Genomic DNA, 15,906 nt, shown 5'->3' with positions numbered 1-15,906 from the left:
GGATGGCAGCGAAGGATGAACTCGGCAAGGCCGGTGAGGAGCGCGCGGCTCAGCACCTGACGGCACACGGCTACACCGTGCTGGACAGGAATTGGCGGTGTCCCCAGGGCGAGATCGACATCGTCGCCGCGCACGGCGTCCATCTCTCGGTGATCGAGGTGAAGACTCGGCGCTCGGCCGCATTCGGGCATCCGTTCGAAGCGATCGACGAGAGGAAGCGTCGTCGACTCTGGACGCTCGCCTTCGCATGGAGGGCAGGGCACCCGGATCTCGCGCGCGGCCTCGATGTGCGCATCGAGGCGATCGGCATCATCGGTGCGGATCCGGCAGTGGGGCTGCTCGAGCACCTGGTCGACATCTCATGAGCACCGCTCGCACCTGGGCGGTCGCACTCACCGGCGTCGACGGGCACATGGTCGAGGTCGAGGCCGATCTCTCGAATCAGACTCCGGAGTTCAAGATCATCGGCCTCCCGGACAAATCCCTCGGCGAAGCGGTCCAGCGCGTGCACAATGCCTGCAAGAACGCCGGGCTCGACCTTCCGCGCCGTCGTCTCACGGTGAATCTCTCGCCGGCGAGCCTTCCCAAGCAGGGGGCCGGATTCGATCTCGGCATCGCCGTCTCCACGCTCGCCGCCGGCGGGTCGATCCAGCGCCGCTCGATCGCGGACACTGTTCACATCGGCGAGCTGGGTCTCGACGGGCGTCTTCGTCCCGTTCCCGGCGTGCTTCCGGCGGTCTTCTCGGCCGCCAGGGCGGGCTTCAGTCGGGTGATCGTCCCGCGGGGGAACGAGGCAGAGGCGCGGCTGGTCCCCGGTGTCGAGGTGCGCGCGGCGGCATCGCTCGCCGAGGTCGCCGTCTGGCACGGAGCAGACGTCGAGGTGCCCGATGTCGAGGCGGTATGCACCGCAGTCGCAGCGGCGCGGGACGAGGAGTGCTCCGACCTCGCCGACGTGGTCGGTCAGGAGGACGCCGTCGAAGCGCTCATCGTCGCGGCGGCGGGAGGCCACCACCTCCTGCTGAGCGGTCCACCGGGCGCGGGAAAGACGATGCTGGCCCGCCGACTCCCGGGTATCCTTCCGCCACTGAGCGAGCAGGAATCGCTGGAAGTCGCGTCGATCCGTTCGCTGTGCGGCGAACCTGTGACCGCGCTCGAGTCGACGCCTCCCCTGGAAGCACCGCATCACAGCGCCTCGGTGGCAGCACTGGTGGGCGGGGGGTCGCGCGTCGCCCGGCCCGGCGCGATCGCACGCGCGCATTGCGGCGTGCTGTTTCTCGACGAAGCGGCGGAGTTCTCGCGAGTCGCTCTCGACGCGCTGCGCCAGCCGCTCGAGGCAGGCATGATCGAGGTGAGCCGAACGGGCTTCACCGCACGATTTCCCGCTCGGTTTCAACTTCTGCTGGCGATGAATCCCTGCCCGTGCGGCAACTACGGTCTGCGTGGCGCGGAGTGCGTGTGTCCACCGGCAGCGATCCGACGGTACGCCACCCGACTCTCCGGGCCGCTGCGAGATCGTGTCGACATCGATCTGCCGGTCTCGAGGGTGTCCGCGTCACGAGCGACGTCGGGCGGGCGCGCGGAGGTGACGACCGCTCACGCGCTGGCGCGGGTGACGGCAGCTCGCGACCACGCTGCAGAGCGATGGCGGAGCACTCCGTGGCGACGCAATTCCGACGTTCCGGGAACCTGGCTGCGACAGGGAGCCCTGCGTCTCGCGGCGCCGGTCCGCGCACCCCTCGATCGGGCGCTCGAACGAGGAGCGCTCACACTCCGCGGGTACGACCGTGTGCTTCGGCTCGCGTGGACCATGGCCGACCTCGCCGAGATCGAGAGGCCCGGAATCGACGAGGTCGGTCGAGCCCTGCACCTGAAGAGAGGAATGACACCATGATGGATGCGCTTCTCGCCGATGCTGAGACCGTTTCGGCGGCACGGCGGCTGAGGCACGAGGACGACATCGCGGATGCCGTCGCCAGGGCTGCCTGGACGGTCATCGCCGAACCAGGCGACGCGGTCGCAGGAACACTGCTCCGTGAGCTCGGAGCAGCCGACGCTCTGGACTTCGCGCTCGGCGACCTTCCAGCGAGGCCGTTGGCTTCAGCGATGAGCGGGGATGCCGGCGCTGCACGGCGAGCTCTCACGGAGGCGCGCAAGCGCTGGCGACCTCGAGCTGAGCTGCGAGCCGTTCGAGATGCCTTATGCCACGCGAACGACATCGACGCGCGGTTGGTCACTCCCGGTGATGCGCATTGGCCGGTGGCACTCGACGACCTCGCAGCGAACGCACCCAGTGCGCTCTGGGTGCGCGGCCGGACAGAGCTGCTCGTCGCCGAGCCGCGAGTGTCGCTGGTCGGGGCCAGAGCGTCCAGCGGCTATGGCGAGCACGTCGCGGCCGAGATTGCCGGAGACCTCGCCGCGACTGGCACTGTCATCGTCTCGGGCGGCGCGTACGGCATCGACGGCGCAGCTCATCGGGCCGCGCTCGGCGTGGACGGAGCCACCATCGCGTTCCTCGCCGGCGGCGTGGATCGCTCTTACCCTGCGGGGCATCAGCAGCTGATCCGGCAGATCGCCGAAGCGGGAGCCGTCGTGAGCGAGCCGCCGTGCGGTGCGGCGCCGACCAAATGGCGGTTTCTCGCGCGCAACCGCCTCATCGCGGCGCTCGGTCACGCCACCGTGGTGATCGAGGCCGGCTGGCGCAGCGGGTCGCTCAATACGGCAGGCCACGCGGCAGCCCTGGGCAGACCGCTCGGCGCGGTGCCTGGCCCGGTGACATCGGCGGCGTCCGCCGGCTGCCATCGGCTGCTGCGTGAGTACGACGCATTGTGCGTCACGTCGGCCGCAGAGGTGCGCGAGCTGTGGGGAATGAGCGTTCCGTCCTCGAGTCTCCGGACAACCGTCGACCCGGAGCGCGTGCGTCTCCTCGACGCGATGAGCTCGCGTTCCCACGCATCGGTCGAGGAACTCGCTCGCCGCACCGGCCTGGCACCCGACCAGGTCCGGGCGCGTCTGGGGCTCCTCGACCTCGAGGGGGAGGTTCGCCGAGACGACAGAGGCTGGCGGCGTCTACCCGCGCAACGCGACTGACACCGGGGAAGCGAAGGTGTACTCGCGCCCCGTCGGAGTGGCTGCGTGAGTCCCCCGGTGGTCACGGGCAAGCTGGAGCCATGGAGCTCGCGGTCGCTGTCGAGGAGTTCGCCGCGCATCTCGAACGGGTGCGTCGGCTCTCTCCCGCGACCGTCCGGGCCTACCGCTCCGACCTTCGTGACCTCGGAGCGTCCGCAGGGCCGACCTCCCTCGAGGCCGTCGACCTCGAGGTTCTGCGCGACTGGCTCTGGCACGCCACCCAGCGCGGTGACGCGCGGACCACGCTGGCGCGCCGTGCAGCAGCAGCACGCTCCTTCTTCAGCTGGGCGCATGAGCAGGCGCTCATCGCGCACGACCCCAGCCTCCGACTCATCGCGCCGAAGAAGGCCCGGACACTGCCGACCGTGGCCTCGCGCGACGCGATGTCGACGCTGCTCGACGCTCACCGAACCGCTGCCACCGTGGGGGACCCCATTGCCTTGCGCGACCATGCGATCCTCGAACTGCTCTACGGATCCGGCATCCGGGTCTCGGAGCTCTGCGGACTCGACGTCGACGAGCTCGACCTCGACCGCGGCACGGCGCGCGTTCTCGGGAAAGGTTCGAAAGAACGTGTCGTGCCGTTCGGTGCCCCCGCGCGCGATGCCCTCGGCGCCTATCTGACACGGGCTCGCCCGGCGCTGGTCGCGCGGGGCTCCGCGGTCACACCTGCCGTCTTCCTCGGCGCCCGCGGTGCACGCGTCGGGCCCCGCACGGTCTACACGCTCGTCGCGCGCGTCCTGGCGCCGATCGTCGGGGCGGAGACCGTCGGTCCGCATGCCCTACGCCACACCGCGGCCACCCATCTCCTCGACGGCGGCGCGGACCTCCGTGCCGTGCAGGAGATTCTCGGTCACGCCAGCCTCGGAACGACGCAGATCTACACGCACGTGTCCGCGGAGCGCCTGACCGCCACCTACCGACTGGCCCACCCGCGCGCCTGATACCTCGGCCGGACGGTGCGATGGCTCATATCGGGCCGCAGCACGGCAGGAGCACCGCGCGGGGGACATCTCCGAACAGCAGCATGGGGTTGATGTACTCGCCGTCGAGGCGCACCCCGAGGTGCACCGAACCGGGCGCGGCGTGTCCTCCGGTTCCGACCACCCCGATCTCGTCCCCGGCGTCCACGACGTCGCCCGGCGACAGCGTCGACAGCAGCGGCTCGAACGTGGACACCAGGCCACCCGCATGCTCGATCGTCATCAGTGGTCGGTCGACCACCACGCCGCGGAACGCCACCACCCCCTCGGCAGGAGCGCGGACCACCGCGCCGGAGGCTGCAGCGAGATCTACGCCACGATGCCCCGCCCCGTACTTGTGCGCGGGTGCCCGGAACGGTGCGACGACCTGCCGGGCACCATCGACGGGCCAAAGCCAGCGGGGCTGCTCCGTGGGGGTCGCCCCCTGTACAGCAGACGTCTCCGCAGAGGCCGTCACTACGAGGACGATCGCGAGGATGACCGCGCTGATGAGTCGCGTGGAAGTGCGCATGACCGTATCCTCCTCGTCGCCGAGGCAGCGCCGCGCGCCGCCGTATCCGCCGCTACGCCGACCGGGGAGAATCCGGCGGGATCACGCGGAGTGCAGCGCGAGTCGGGGCGTCGGCATCCTGTATGCTGGACGAGCACCTCGATATCGGGGTGACTACGCGTGCCCACAGCGACCGCCGTCTGCAGAGACAGAGGTCGCGGCATCCACTCCCACAGGTCCCACTCCACGAGCGGGCGGGTGTGCGCCGGGCGCCAGGAAGTCCGATCAGAAGATCGGCAGACAACCTCAACGGCGCAGAACCGCGCCAGAACCAGGAGACGACCATGGCTGTGGTCACCATCCGCCAGCTGCTCGACAGCGGCGTGCACTTCGGACACCAGACCCGTCGGTGGAACCCGAAGGTCAAGCGCTTCATCCTCACCGAGCGCAGCGGCATCCACATCATCGACCTTCAGCAGTCGCTGGGGTACATCGACAAGGCTTACGACTTCGTCAAGGAGACCGTCGCCCACGGTGGCACGATCCTCTTCGTCGGCACCAAGAAGCAGGCGCAGGAGATCCTCGCCGAGCAGGCCACGCGCGTCGGCCAGCCCTTCGTGAACCAGCGCTGGCTCGGCGGACTGCTCACCAACTTCCAGACGATCTCCAAGCGTCTCGCCCGTATGAAGGAGCTCGAGGAGCTCGACTACGAGGTTCCGGCGAACAGCGGCTTCACGAAGAAGGAGCTCCTGCTCAAGAAGCGCGAGCTCGACAAGCTGCACAAGTCGCTCGGCGGAATCCGCAACCTCACCAAGACGCCGTCGGCCATCTGGGTCGTCGACGCCAAGCGTGAGCACCTCGCGATCGATGAGGCCAAGAAGCTCGGCATTCCCGTGATCGGCATCCTCGACACGAACGCCGACCCGGATGACTTCCAGTACCCGATCCCCGGCAACGACGACGCGATCCGCTCCGTCTCGCTGCTGACGCGCATCATCGCCGACGCCGCCGCCGAGGGCCTGCAGCAGAAGCACAACCCCGAGTCGGGTGACGCCGAGCCGCTGGCCGAGTGGGAGAAGGAGCTTCTCGAGACCCCGGCCGACGCCGCCGAGGCTCCCGTCGTCGCGGAGTCCGCTGACGCCGCCGAGACCGAGACGGCTGCCGATGAGGCAGCTGTCGTCGAGAGCCCGGCTGCCGACGAGACTGCTGTCAACGAGGCTGCTGCCGACGAGACCGCTGCTGACGAGGCCGGCGCCGAGGCGAAGGACGAGACCGTTGCTGACGCTTCCGCTGAGGAGACCGCTGAGGTCGCCGACGCCGAGGCTGCAGACGCCAAGTAATCCCTCGTACACACATCACTGACGAAGCAAGGAGCCACCACACATGGCCAACTTCACCATCGCGGACCTCAAGGCGCTGCGCGAGCAGCTCGGCACCGGCATGGTCGACACCAAGAAGGCGCTCGAGGAGGCTGACGGAGACGTCGAGAAGGCCACCGAGATCCTTCGGCTCAAGGGTGCGAAGGGCAACGCGAAGCGTGCCGACCGTTCCACCAGCGAGGGCCTCATCGTCGCTCGTGAGCAGGAGGGCGCGGTGACGCTCATCGAGCTCGCCTGCGAGACCGACTTCGTCGCCAAGAACGAGCGCTTCATCACGCTGGCCGACAAGGTCGCAGATGCTGTCGCAGCGGTCAAGGCCGACTCCGTCGAGTCCGCTCTTGCCGCCACGGCCGGATCGCAGACCGTCGATCAGCTGATCTCGGAAGAGGCAGCGATCATCGGCGAGAAGGTCGAGCTGCGCCGCGTGCGCACGATCTCGGGCGACAAGGTCGAGGTCTACCTGCACCGCACCAGCAAGGACCTGCCGCCGCAGATCGGCGTCGTCGTCGCCTACTCGGGTGACGACGCGGAGACCGCGCGCAGCATCGCTCAGCACATCTCGTTCGCCAACCCGTCGTACCTCGCTCGCGAGGACGTTCCGACGGACGCGGTCGAGAAGGAGCGTGAGATCGTCACCGTGATCTCTCGCAACGAGGGCAAGCCCGAAGCGGCTCTGCCCAAGATCGTCGAGGGCCGCGTGTCCGCGTTCATCAAGCAGGTCGCCCTGCTCGAGCAGGACTACGCCAAGGACAACAAGCTCTCCGTCGCCCAGGTGGCGAAGGACGCGGGCATCACCGTGACGGACTTCGCGCGCTTCAAGGTCGGCGCGTAACACTGTCGAAGGGGTTCGGATCATCGAGATCCGAACCCCTTCTTCGTGCCCACGAGGCACTATCTTGAATCGGGACGAGAGGACACCCCCACATGACTGAACGCACCGGACGCCGACGCGTCCTTCTCAAGCTCTCCGGCGAGGCATTCGGAGCCGGTCAGCTGGGTGTGAGCCCCGATGTGGTGTCTCAGATCGCACGAGACATCGCTGCGGCCGTCGACCGGGTCGAGGTCGCGATCGTGGTGGGTGGAGGCAACTTCTTCCGGGGTGCCGAGCTCAGCCAGCGCGGGATGGACCGAGGCCGTGCCGACTACATGGGCATGCTGGGGACCGTCATGAACGCTCTGGCTCTGCAGGACTTCCTCGAGCAGGCCGGCGCCGCGACGCGGGTGCAGTCGGCCATCTCGATGACGCAGGTCGCCGAGCCGTACATCCCGCGACGCGCCGAGCGTCATCTCGAGAAGGGCCGCGTCGTGATCTTCGGCGCGGGAGCCGGCCTCCCGTACTTCTCCACCGACACGGTGGCCGCGCAGCGCGCACTCGAGATCGGCGCGCAGGAAGTGCTCGTCGCCAAGAACGGCGTCGACGCGATCTACACCGCCGATCCCAAAAAGCATGCAGACGCCGAGCGCATCGAACGGGTCACCTACCGTGACGCGCTGCAGCGGGGTCTCAAGGTCGTGGACTCGACCGCTTTCAGCCTCTGCATGGACAACAACATGGACATGCGAGTGTTCGGCATGGAGCCCGCCGGCAACGTCACGCGCGCGCTTCTGGGCGAGCCCATCGGAACACTCGTCACCGCGTGAGCGCAGCTGCGGGTGAACAGGCCTTCGCCCGATAGAATTTTCAGAACACCCCGACGATAGGAGTCACCGTGATCGCGGATGTCCTCGCAGAAACCACCTCTCGCATGTCACGGGCGGTCGAGGCCGCCAAGGAGGACTTCTCCACGGTGCGCACCGGCCGTGCGAACCCCCAGCTGTTCCAGAAGCTGCTCGTGGACTACTACGGCACACCGACCCCGTTGGCGCAGCTCGCCTCGCTGGCCAATCAGGAGGCTCGCACGCTCATCATCACGCCGTACGACAAGTCGGCTCTGAAAGCGATCGAGCAGGCAGTGCGCGACATGCCGAACCTCGGTGCGAACCCGACCAACGACGGCAATCTCGTGCGCGTGACCATGCCCGAGCTCACCGCCGATCGGCGCAAGGAGTACGTGAAGCTCGTCAAGTCGAAGGCCGAGGACGCCAAGGTCCACGTGCGCGGCATCCGACGCAAGGCGAAGGACGAGCTCGACGCGCTCAAGAGCGACATCGGCGAGGACGAGCTCGGGCGGGCCGAGAAGGAGCTCGACGCTCTGACCCGTCAGCACGTCGACCTCATCGATGACGCTCTCAAGCGCAAAGAGGCCGAACTCCTCGAGGTGTAGGGCGGATGTCAGACGACACGCGCGACGCTCAGGGAGAACGGCCACCGTCGCGCCGCGATGCGCGTGATGCCGTGACTTCCGGTGACGGCATCCCGCTCGCGGACGCGGCGTTCCCGTCGTTCGATGCGACGAGCGTTCCGCCTCGGCCTCCGCTGCCGCCCACCGAGACGGCACCGGCCGGCGCGGGGCCCCTGGACACCGCAGACCACAATGCGATCAGAGAGCAGTGGCGTGTGCGGCGGGATGAGCTGAACACCCACGTCTCGCATGCTCGCGACCAGATCGATCAGGCGAATGAGCGCATCAAGGAGCGCACCGGCCGCGATCTGATCCTGGCGACCGTCATCGGCCTCGCCTTCGGTGCCGCGCTCTTGGGCTCCCTGGTGTTCATCAAGGCGCTTTTCGTCCCCTTCGCTCTCGCGGCTGCCCTGCTCGGTGTGTACGAGCTCACGCGTGCACTGCGGGCGTCCGGTCGCCGAGTCGACGTCATCCCGCAGCTGATCGCCGCGACGTTCCTCGTGCTGGCCGCGTACTTCGCGGAACCGTGGCTCTGCTGGGTGATGCTCTTCGTCGCTGTGGCGTTCGTGATCGTCTGGCGCCTCATGGGCCAGATGATCGAGCGGAACGGACGCACCTACGGCGAGGTGCTGGCGGACGCGGTGATCGGCGGTTTCGTACAGATCTACGTGCCGTTCCTCGCGGGGATCGCGATGATCCTGCTCGTACAGGAGGGCGGCGAGTGGTGGGTTCTCAGCTTCATCGCGATCGCCGTCGCCGCCGACACTGGTGCGTATGCCGCGGGGCTGGCATTCGGGCGTCATCCGATGGCTCCGAAGATCAGCCCGAAGAAGACGTGGGAGGGTTTCGGGGGAGCGGTCCTGGCCTCTCTCGCCGCCGGCGTGCTCCTGGCGATGTTCCTGCTCGAGCTGCCGTGGTGGGCCGGCCTGATCATCGGGGCGTCGATCCTGCTCACGGCGACGCTCGGCGACCTCGGCGAATCGATGCTCAAGCGCGATCTCGGCATCAAGGACATGAGTTCGTGGCTCCCTGGGCACGGCGGGCTGCTCGATCGGCTGGACAGCATCCTGCCGTCGACGATTCCCGCACTGGGTCTGTACTTTCTCTTCTCTCCCTGGGTGGTTCTCTGATGAATGAAGACCGGATCGACGAGCAGACCGAACCGCAGTCACCTCCTTCGTTCGCGCTGACGACCGGCCGCACGAGGGGATATCACCGCACTGCCGTGGACACGTTCCTCGCGTCCGCCCGTAGCGCCTTCGAGACAGGGCATGACGAGCTGGGCGCTGCCGACGTGCGGACGGCTTCATTCCCGCTCGTGAAGAACGGATACGTCGTCGCCGACGTGGACGCGGCGCTCGGCCGCGTGGAGGATGCCTTCGCCGCGCGTGAGCGTGAGCGCGTCGTGCGTGCACAGGGCGCGGGTGCCTGGGTGGAGCAGGCCCGGGAGGACGCTCAGATCATCCTCGATCACCTCGCGCGTCCCCGCCGGCATCGCTTCGCCCGCACGGGTCTTCTCACCTTCGGGTATCGCGTCGATGAGGTCGATCACGTGGCCACCCGCATCGTGCGGTATCTCCGGGACGGGGAGAGCCTGACCGCGGAGCAACTGCGTTCTGCGGCCTTCCGGATGCAGCGCGGAGGGTATCGCGAGGAGCAGGTCGACGCTCTTCTCGACGCGACGATCGACGTCATCCTCGCCGTCCGTTGACGTTTCTGATGGCCGTCTCAGCCAGGTCTGCGTAGACTGTCATTCATCGTGAACTCCCGAAACGACATGTCACTGGAACGAACCGACTCCGCGCTGGCGCCCGCAGCGACGGCGTATTCGGCGCGCACGGGCACTCCTAGGTGGTCCCGGCGCCGAGGCGTCGTCGGTGTGTTCAGCGCTCTCGCCGTGGTGGGATTCGCCGGAGCGCTGGTCGCCCCGACCGGTGTGGCTCTGGCCGAGCCCGCCCAGGCGGAGGCGCCGGACTCGGCATACGCAGTTGCTCTCGAGGACACACAGAACCTCACCGTCACTGCCGAGGGCGCGGCGATCGCGCCGGTCGTGCGCGGGAATTTCGAGGTCTACGTCAAGCCGAAGCCGCCGCCACCACCGCCCGTCGTCGCCGCCACGCCCAAGGAGAGCTCCTCGGGCGGTGGAGGACCGCTGTTCTACACCGGTGGGGGTGCCCCCGCCGAATGGATGGCCGCCGCCGGCATCGCCGAGAGCGACTGGGGGTACGTCGACTACATCGTCGCCAAGGAGAGCGGCTGGAACCCCAACGCGACGAACAAGTCGTCCGGTGCGTGCGGCCTGGTTCAGGCGTTGCCGTGCAGCAAGGTGCCGGGCAACGGATACGACCCGGTCGACAACCTGCGCTGGGCCAACGGCTACGCCACCGGTCGCTACGGCAGCTGGGCCGGCGCTCACGCGTTCTGGACGAAGAACCGCTGGTGGTGAGCAGGCACCGTGCCACGCTCCCACCGACGCCGTCCGACGCCCCCTGAAACCGAGGACTCCCTCGATCGCCTGCTCGCCGGGTGGAAGCGCACTGAGACTCGTCGCGGTATCGAATGGACTGTTCAACCGGTGTCGGCGATTCAGGCGCAGAAGGCCTACCGGTGCCCGGGGTGCGGGCAGGATATCCAAGCCGGGACACCGCACCTGGTGGCGTGGCGTGCCGACGGCGTGCTGGGCGATGCCGCGGACCTCGCGGCGCGCCGTCATTGGCATACGCACTGCTGGAGGATCGCGTGAGCATGGAGATCCGGGGCCCGCTGGAGCTCCCCGCACGACGAGAAGAGATCGAGCTGCGGACCGTCGATGGCTTGACGCTCGTCGGCGAGCTGGCGCAGCCGGAAGAGAAGCCGGCGGTCGCGACGCTCGTGACGCTGCATCCGCTGCCCACTGCCGGCGGCTTCATGGACTCCCACATCATCCGCAAGGCGGCAGCCCGGCTCCCGGCTCTCGCCGACCTTGCGGTGCTGCGGTTCAACACGCGCGGCACGACCTCGCCGCGCGGCACGAGCGAGGGAGCATTCGACGGCGGCGCGGCGGAGCAGTTCGACGTCGCGGCGGCCATGGATCTGGTGCGTGATCGCGCCCTGCCGCGGCCCTGGCTGCTGGGCTGGTCGTTCGGGACCGAGCTCGCCCTGAAGTACGGAGGCGAGCACGACATCGCCGGGGTCGTGCTGCTGTCACCACCGCTGCATCGAGCGACGAACGCCGAGGTCGCAGCCTGGGGGAACACCGATCTCCCTGTGGTCGTGCTGGTTCCGGAACTGGACGATTACCTGCGCCCGGATGAAGCGCGACAGCGCTTCGCGACGATCCCGCACGCGCAGCTCATCGCGGTGGAGGGTGGCAGACATCTCTGGGTCGGCGAGACGCAGACCCGCCGTGTGCTGACCGAGATCGTCGCCGCCGTGAACCCGGCCGCGCTCCCGTTGCCGACGCGCTGGCCGCCCAACGATTGACCGGGTGGATCAGAGCTCGTTCATGCGGGGAATCAGCACCTGGCGGTAGATGATCAGGATGCTGGCTGCGACGGGGATCGCGATGAGCGCTCCGAGCAGGCCCAGGAGGCTGCCACCGGCGAGTGCGGCGACCACCACCACCGCGCCCGGCACCGAGACCGCGCGACTCATGATGCGCGGCGAGATGATGTACGCCTCGATCTGCATGTAGATCAGGTAGTAGATACCGGCGGCGATCGCCGTGGCGGGAGAGCCCAGCCCCGGGATCAGGCAGGCCAGGACGATGATCGTCGAACCGGTCAGCGTGCCGACGAGCGGGATCAGCGAGAAGAAGAAGGCGACCACGGCGAGGACGGCGGGGAACGGCGCCTTGATGATCGTGAGATATACGGCGCTCAGCACACCGTTGATGACGCCCTGCGTGACCTGACCCATGACGTAGTAGCCCACGGAATCCGTGATCTGGTCGGCGAGGTCGATGAACCGGTCGCGCTTGGATGCGGGAGCGAGCTGGTAGACGGCCCGCTTGAGCGACGGCGTCGAAGCGGTGAGGTAGATGGTGAGGATCAGCACGATGAAGGCGCCGAAGAGTCCGCTGAGCACGGCACCACTGGCGACGAGAACTCCTTGACCGATGGATCCGCCGATCTCCGTCAGATTCGTGTTCAGCCACTCCTCGAGATAGCTGAACACGTCATCGACCCGCAGGTTGGGGAAGGTGGCCTGCATCCAGTCCTTGAGATCATCGATCGCGGTCCCGCGCTGCACGATCGCGGAGATCTGGGCGATCAGCTGCGAGATCTGCTCCACGAGCACGGGGAGGATGATCAGCACGATCCCCGTGAACACGGCCAGCACCGCGACGATGGTCGTCAGTACCGCGAGCCAACGGGGGAGACGGCGCCGCTCGAGGTACGACACGAGAGGGTCGAGTCCGAGGCTGAGGAACAGTGCGGTGCCGAGGTAGAGGAGGACGGTGGACAGCGTCTGAACGCTGCCGATCAGCAGGATGCCCAATCCGACGCCGAGCGTCGCCACCAGGGCGGTGCGGAACGGGTTGTGGATCTTCATCTCTGCTCCTCGAAACGGCTGAGGACAGGCTATCGAGCGGGAGGATCGCGGACCGCGCGACGTGCCGGGCATCAGCGCAGCGGACCTGCTCGTGGGCAACACACAGGAGGTTTCGCTAGTCTGAAATGTCGAGTGTTGCGTCCCGGATGGATATCCGCGATGCGTGAGGAGACTATTCGTGCGTTTCGTATGGGCCGTGGTGGCCTTCGTGCTGGCCGCGGTGCTGATCGGGGCGGGGATCGCTCAGCGAACCATCTTCCTGGGGCCTGAGTCGCAGACGACCCACGTCGAGATCGAGGAGCCGGCGCCGTTCGTGCTGCTCGACGGCGACGTGCTCCGTGCCCATCGCGGTACGCAGAGCCTGCTCATCAAGGGCGAGGGAGAGATCTTCGCGAGCTACGGCCGCACTCCCGACATGGAGGCCTGGCTCGCGGAATCCGACTACAACCAGGTGACCGTCGGAAAGGACGGGTCGCTCGACGTGGAGCATGTCGCCTCGTCCGCCGACGCACCCGAGGCCACGCCCGCACCCGAAGCCACGCCAGCACCCGAGGCGACGCCCGCCCCTGAGGCGACCACCGAGCCCGCGGAGGGCGACGGTGAAGCGACGACCGAGACCGCGGGACGCAACCCCGCCGGGTCCGACCTGTGGCTCGATTCGTTCGGCGACGAGAACTCGCTGATCGCCGACAACATGCAGCTTCCCGAGGGCACCAGCGTGCTGATCGCTTACGACGGGACGAAGGACGCTCCCGACGACATCTCGGTCTCGTGGCCGCTGGACAGGACGACTCCGTGGGCGGGTCCACTCATGGTGGCCGGCGGTGCCGTGCTGCTTGTCGGACTCATCCTGTACGTGCTCGGCATCCGCCATCAGCGCCGAGGCAAGGGCCCGCGTCGCAAGGGTCCCGGTCCGCTCCCCGTCACCGAGCCGATCGACGTCCGGACGCTGCCGCCTGCGGATCGCGCGGCGATCGAATCGTCCGAAGCGGAGCCACCCGCGCGCTCGGCAGACCAGCCCGAGATCGAGGATGCGGAGATCGTGGACGAGGAACCGAGAGAGCCGGAATCGAAGAACTCGATGCGTGCCGCTCGGCCTGCTCGTCGGCGCCGGATGCTCGCGCTGCCGGCCCTCGGCATCGTCGCGGTGCTCGCCACCGGTTGCTCACCGGAGTCCTGGCCGGAGTTCGGCGCGGCCTCACCGACGCCCTCGCCCAGCCCGACGGTGATCGCCCCCGAGAACCAGAAGCCGCCCGCGGTCACCGAAGCGCAGGCGACGCGGATCCTCCAAACGGTGTCCAGCACGCTCCAGGAGGCTGACACCGCCATGGATGCCGACCTGGCATCGACGCGCTTGGAAGGGCCGGCTCTCGCCGCCCGCAAGACCGAGTACGCGCTGCGGACGCAGATCACCGACTCGCCCCTGCCGTCCGTCATTCCGACCGACGAGGTCGAGGTCGTCCTTCCGGAGGCGACGGACGACTGGCCGCGCACGGTCCTCATGCTGTCGAAGGGGACGAGCGACGACACCGTGCCGCCGGTCATCCTCACGATGACGCAGGCCGACCCCTGGTCGAATTACAAGGTGACCGACATGGCGGAGATGTCTGCTGATGCCGTGTTCCCGGAGGTGGCGGCCGCGTGGCTCGGCACCTCGCTCGTCCCGCAGGATTCCGCCTTCCTGCGCGTGCCCCCTGGTGAACTCTCCGCGGCCTTCGCCGACGTCGTCGACAACGGAGACAAGAGCCCGTCGTACGACGTTTTCGACGACCTTTCTCTGAACCTGGCCCAATCGATCATCGACAGCCGCCAGGCTGTCGTGCAGACCCTCGCCGACAACGGCGCCTCCGCCACGTCGCAAGCCACGTTCGATATGGCGCCGACGACGTCGGTGCCGGTCTCGATGACGACTCTCGACAGCGGCGCGATCGTCGCCGTATCGCTGACCGACAGCGAGAGCGTCACACCCACGACGTCGGATGCCGTCATCCGCTTCGGCGACAACGCCCAGGCCAAAGCGCTGACCGGCGTGACGGAGTCGGCCAAGGGCGTCACGACGACGTACGAGTTCCAGCTGTTCTTCTCGGTCCCTGCCCAGGGATCGACAGAGCAGATCAGGCTCCTGGCGGTCCGCCAGGACCTCCTGTCCGTAGAGGTGATCAAGTGAGCGAAATCTCTCCTGCCGCGTTGCGCGGCGCTGTCGACCTGTCCACCCTCCGCAACCGTCCCGCGCCCACCACGCCCGGGGCTCCGGCACCGACCGCGCCCGGCATCGTCGACGTCGTCGTGGATGCGACCGACGAGACGTTCGGCCAGATCCTCGAGCTGTCGCGCACGGTTCCGGTGGTCGTCGACCTCTGGGCCGAATGGTGCGGACCGTGCAAGCAGCTGAGCCCGATCATCGAGAAGGTGACCAGGGAACTCGGCGGACGCGTGCTGCTCGCCAAGGTCGATGTCGATGCCAACCCGCAGCTCGCCCAGAGCTTCCGCGCCCAGTCCATTCCGATGGTCGTGGCAGTGATCGCCGGGCAGCCGGTGCCGATGTTCACCGGCGCCGTGCCCGAGGCACAGGTGCGCGAGGTGTTCGCCCAGCTGCTCCAGGTCGCGGCTCAGAACGGTGTCACCGGATCCCTGTCCGTGGGTGGCGACGTCGAGGCGGAGGCCATGCCGGAAGAGCCGCCGATGCCGCCGCTGCACGCCGAGGCGTTCGCCGCGATCGAGACCGGCGACTACGCCGCTGCTATCCGCGCCTACGAGCAGGCGCTCGCGGAGAACCCGCGCGACGAGGATGCCATCGCCGGGCTCGGTCAGGTCCGTCTGCTGGACCGCGTGCAGGGTCTCGACCTCCAAGAGGCACGCGCCGCCGCCGCGAACGGGCCGCTCGACGTGGAAGCCCAGTTCGCCGTCGCGGATCTCGACATCGCGGGAGGCCACGTCGAGGATGCGTTCGGTCGTCTGCTGGATCTGTTCGCGCAGCTGCCATCGGACGAGCGTGCGCCCGTCCGTGAGCGTCTCGTCGAGCTGTTCGGACTCATCGGTGCCACCGACCCGCGCGTGATCGCCGCCCGGAATCGCCTGTCGTCATTGCTGTTCTGACCGCTGAGTCGTCGTCC

The 15,906-nt window shown here is 68.2% G+C and carries 17 protein-coding genes; 15 read left to right on the top strand and 2 right to left on the bottom strand.

The features are described from left to right. Nucleotides 1–2: 2 nt before the first annotated feature. The 4 genes from RS85_RS15000 to RS85_RS14985 all read left to right on the top strand — a co-directional run bounded on the left by RS85_RS15000 (nt 3) and on the right by RS85_RS14985 (nt 4,070). Nucleotides 3–365: a YraN family protein gene (locus RS85_RS15000; protein ID WP_046014284.1), complete on the top strand. Its 363-nt coding sequence runs from the start codon at nt 3–5 to the stop codon at nt 363–365. Beyond that, a complete protein-coding gene (locus RS85_RS14995; RefSeq protein WP_046014283.1) occupies nt 362–1,891 on the top strand; it encodes a YifB family Mg chelatase-like AAA ATPase in 1,530 nt (509 codons plus the stop codon). Before RS85_RS15000 ends, RS85_RS14995 begins: the two co-directional genes overlap by 4 nt. Further along, nucleotides 1,888–3,087 (top strand): DNA-processing protein DprA, encoded by a 1,200-nt coding sequence (gene dprA, locus RS85_RS14990; protein WP_082087652.1) that lies wholly within the window; start codon nt 1,888–1,890, stop codon nt 3,085–3,087. The genes RS85_RS14995 and dprA overlap by 4 nt, the downstream gene beginning before the upstream one ends. 80 nt (nt 3,088–3,167) lie before the next feature. Next, entirely contained in the window at nt 3,168–4,070 is a 903-nt protein-coding gene (locus RS85_RS14985) for a tyrosine-type recombinase/integrase (RefSeq protein ID WP_046014281.1), read from the top strand. A 25-nt stretch (nt 4,071–4,095) separates the two neighbouring features. Here RS85_RS14985 and RS85_RS14980 read toward each other — a convergent pair whose 3' ends face one another. Next, nucleotides 4,096–4,620, bottom strand: coding sequence for a murein hydrolase activator EnvC family protein (locus tag RS85_RS14980; RefSeq protein WP_052703595.1), 525 nt, complete (start codon nt 4,618–4,620; stop codon nt 4,096–4,098). Between the two features lie 323 nt (nt 4,621–4,943). On the opposite strand from RS85_RS14980, the gene rpsB reads away from it, so the two are divergent. The 9 genes from rpsB to RS85_RS14930 all read left to right on the top strand — a co-directional run bounded on the left by rpsB (nt 4,944) and on the right by RS85_RS14930 (nt 11,722). After that, nucleotides 4,944–5,939: a 30S ribosomal protein S2 gene (gene rpsB, locus RS85_RS14975; protein ID WP_046014280.1), complete on the top strand. Its 996-nt coding sequence runs from the start codon at nt 4,944–4,946 to the stop codon at nt 5,937–5,939. Nucleotides 5,940–5,982: 43 nt separating this feature from the next. Then, on the top strand, nt 5,983–6,810 hold the full coding sequence (gene tsf / locus RS85_RS14970; protein WP_046014279.1) for a translation elongation factor Ts: 828 nt from the start codon (nt 5,983–5,985) through the stop codon (nt 6,808–6,810). Nucleotides 6,811–6,902: 92 nt separating this feature from the next. Then, on the top strand, nt 6,903–7,619 hold the full coding sequence (gene pyrH, locus RS85_RS14965; protein WP_046014278.1) for a UMP kinase: 717 nt from the start codon (nt 6,903–6,905) through the stop codon (nt 7,617–7,619). Nucleotides 7,620–7,687: 68 nt separating this feature from the next. Next, on the top strand, nt 7,688–8,242 hold the full coding sequence (frr, locus tag RS85_RS14960) for a ribosome recycling factor (RefSeq protein ID WP_046014277.1): 555 nt from the start codon (nt 7,688–7,690) through the stop codon (nt 8,240–8,242). Nucleotides 8,243–8,247: 5 nt separating this feature from the next. Further along, entirely contained in the window at nt 8,248–9,390 is a 1,143-nt protein-coding gene (locus RS85_RS14950) for a phosphatidate cytidylyltransferase (RefSeq protein WP_052703594.1), read from the top strand. Beyond that, nucleotides 9,390–9,971, top strand: coding sequence for a DivIVA domain-containing protein (locus RS85_RS14945; RefSeq protein WP_046014275.1), 582 nt, complete (start codon nt 9,390–9,392; stop codon nt 9,969–9,971). Before RS85_RS14950 ends, RS85_RS14945 begins: the two co-directional genes overlap by 1 nt. Nucleotides 9,972–10,037: 66 nt before the next feature. Further along, nucleotides 10,038–10,706: a transglycosylase SLT domain-containing protein gene (locus tag RS85_RS14940; protein WP_082087651.1), complete on the top strand. Its 669-nt coding sequence runs from the start codon at nt 10,038–10,040 to the stop codon at nt 10,704–10,706. Between the two features lie 9 nt (nt 10,707–10,715). Then, nucleotides 10,716–11,003: a hypothetical protein gene (locus RS85_RS20100; protein WP_046014273.1), complete on the top strand. Its 288-nt coding sequence runs from the start codon at nt 10,716–10,718 to the stop codon at nt 11,001–11,003. Between the two features lie 2 nt (nt 11,004–11,005). After that, nucleotides 11,006–11,722, top strand: a complete 717-nt coding sequence (locus RS85_RS14930) for an alpha/beta hydrolase (protein ID WP_046014272.1) — start codon at nt 11,006–11,008, stop codon at nt 11,720–11,722. A gap of 9 nt (nt 11,723–11,731) precedes the next feature. Here RS85_RS14930 and RS85_RS14925 read toward each other — a convergent pair whose 3' ends face one another. Next, nucleotides 11,732–12,793 (bottom strand): AI-2E family transporter, encoded by a 1,062-nt coding sequence (locus RS85_RS14925; RefSeq protein WP_046014271.1) that lies wholly within the window; start codon nt 12,791–12,793, stop codon nt 11,732–11,734. Nucleotides 12,794–12,971: 178 nt separating this feature from the next. Here RS85_RS14925 and RS85_RS14920 point away from each other — a divergent pair, with 178 nt between their 5' ends. Further along, nucleotides 12,972–14,960: a hypothetical protein gene (locus RS85_RS14920; protein WP_052703593.1), complete on the top strand. Its 1,989-nt coding sequence runs from the start codon at nt 12,972–12,974 to the stop codon at nt 14,958–14,960. Continuing rightward, nucleotides 14,957–15,889, top strand: coding sequence for a tetratricopeptide repeat protein (locus RS85_RS14915; RefSeq protein ID WP_046014269.1), 933 nt, complete (start codon nt 14,957–14,959; stop codon nt 15,887–15,889). The genes RS85_RS14920 and RS85_RS14915 overlap by 4 nt, the downstream gene beginning before the upstream one ends. Nucleotides 15,890–15,906: the final 17 nt, after the last annotated feature.

The organism is Microbacterium sp. SA39 (assembly GCF_000967865.1).
Taxonomy (GTDB): domain Bacteria; phylum Actinomycetota; class Actinomycetes; order Actinomycetales; family Microbacteriaceae; genus Microbacterium.
Note: the sequence above shows the minus strand (reverse complement) of the source record. Positions and strands in the feature narration are given on the sequence as shown.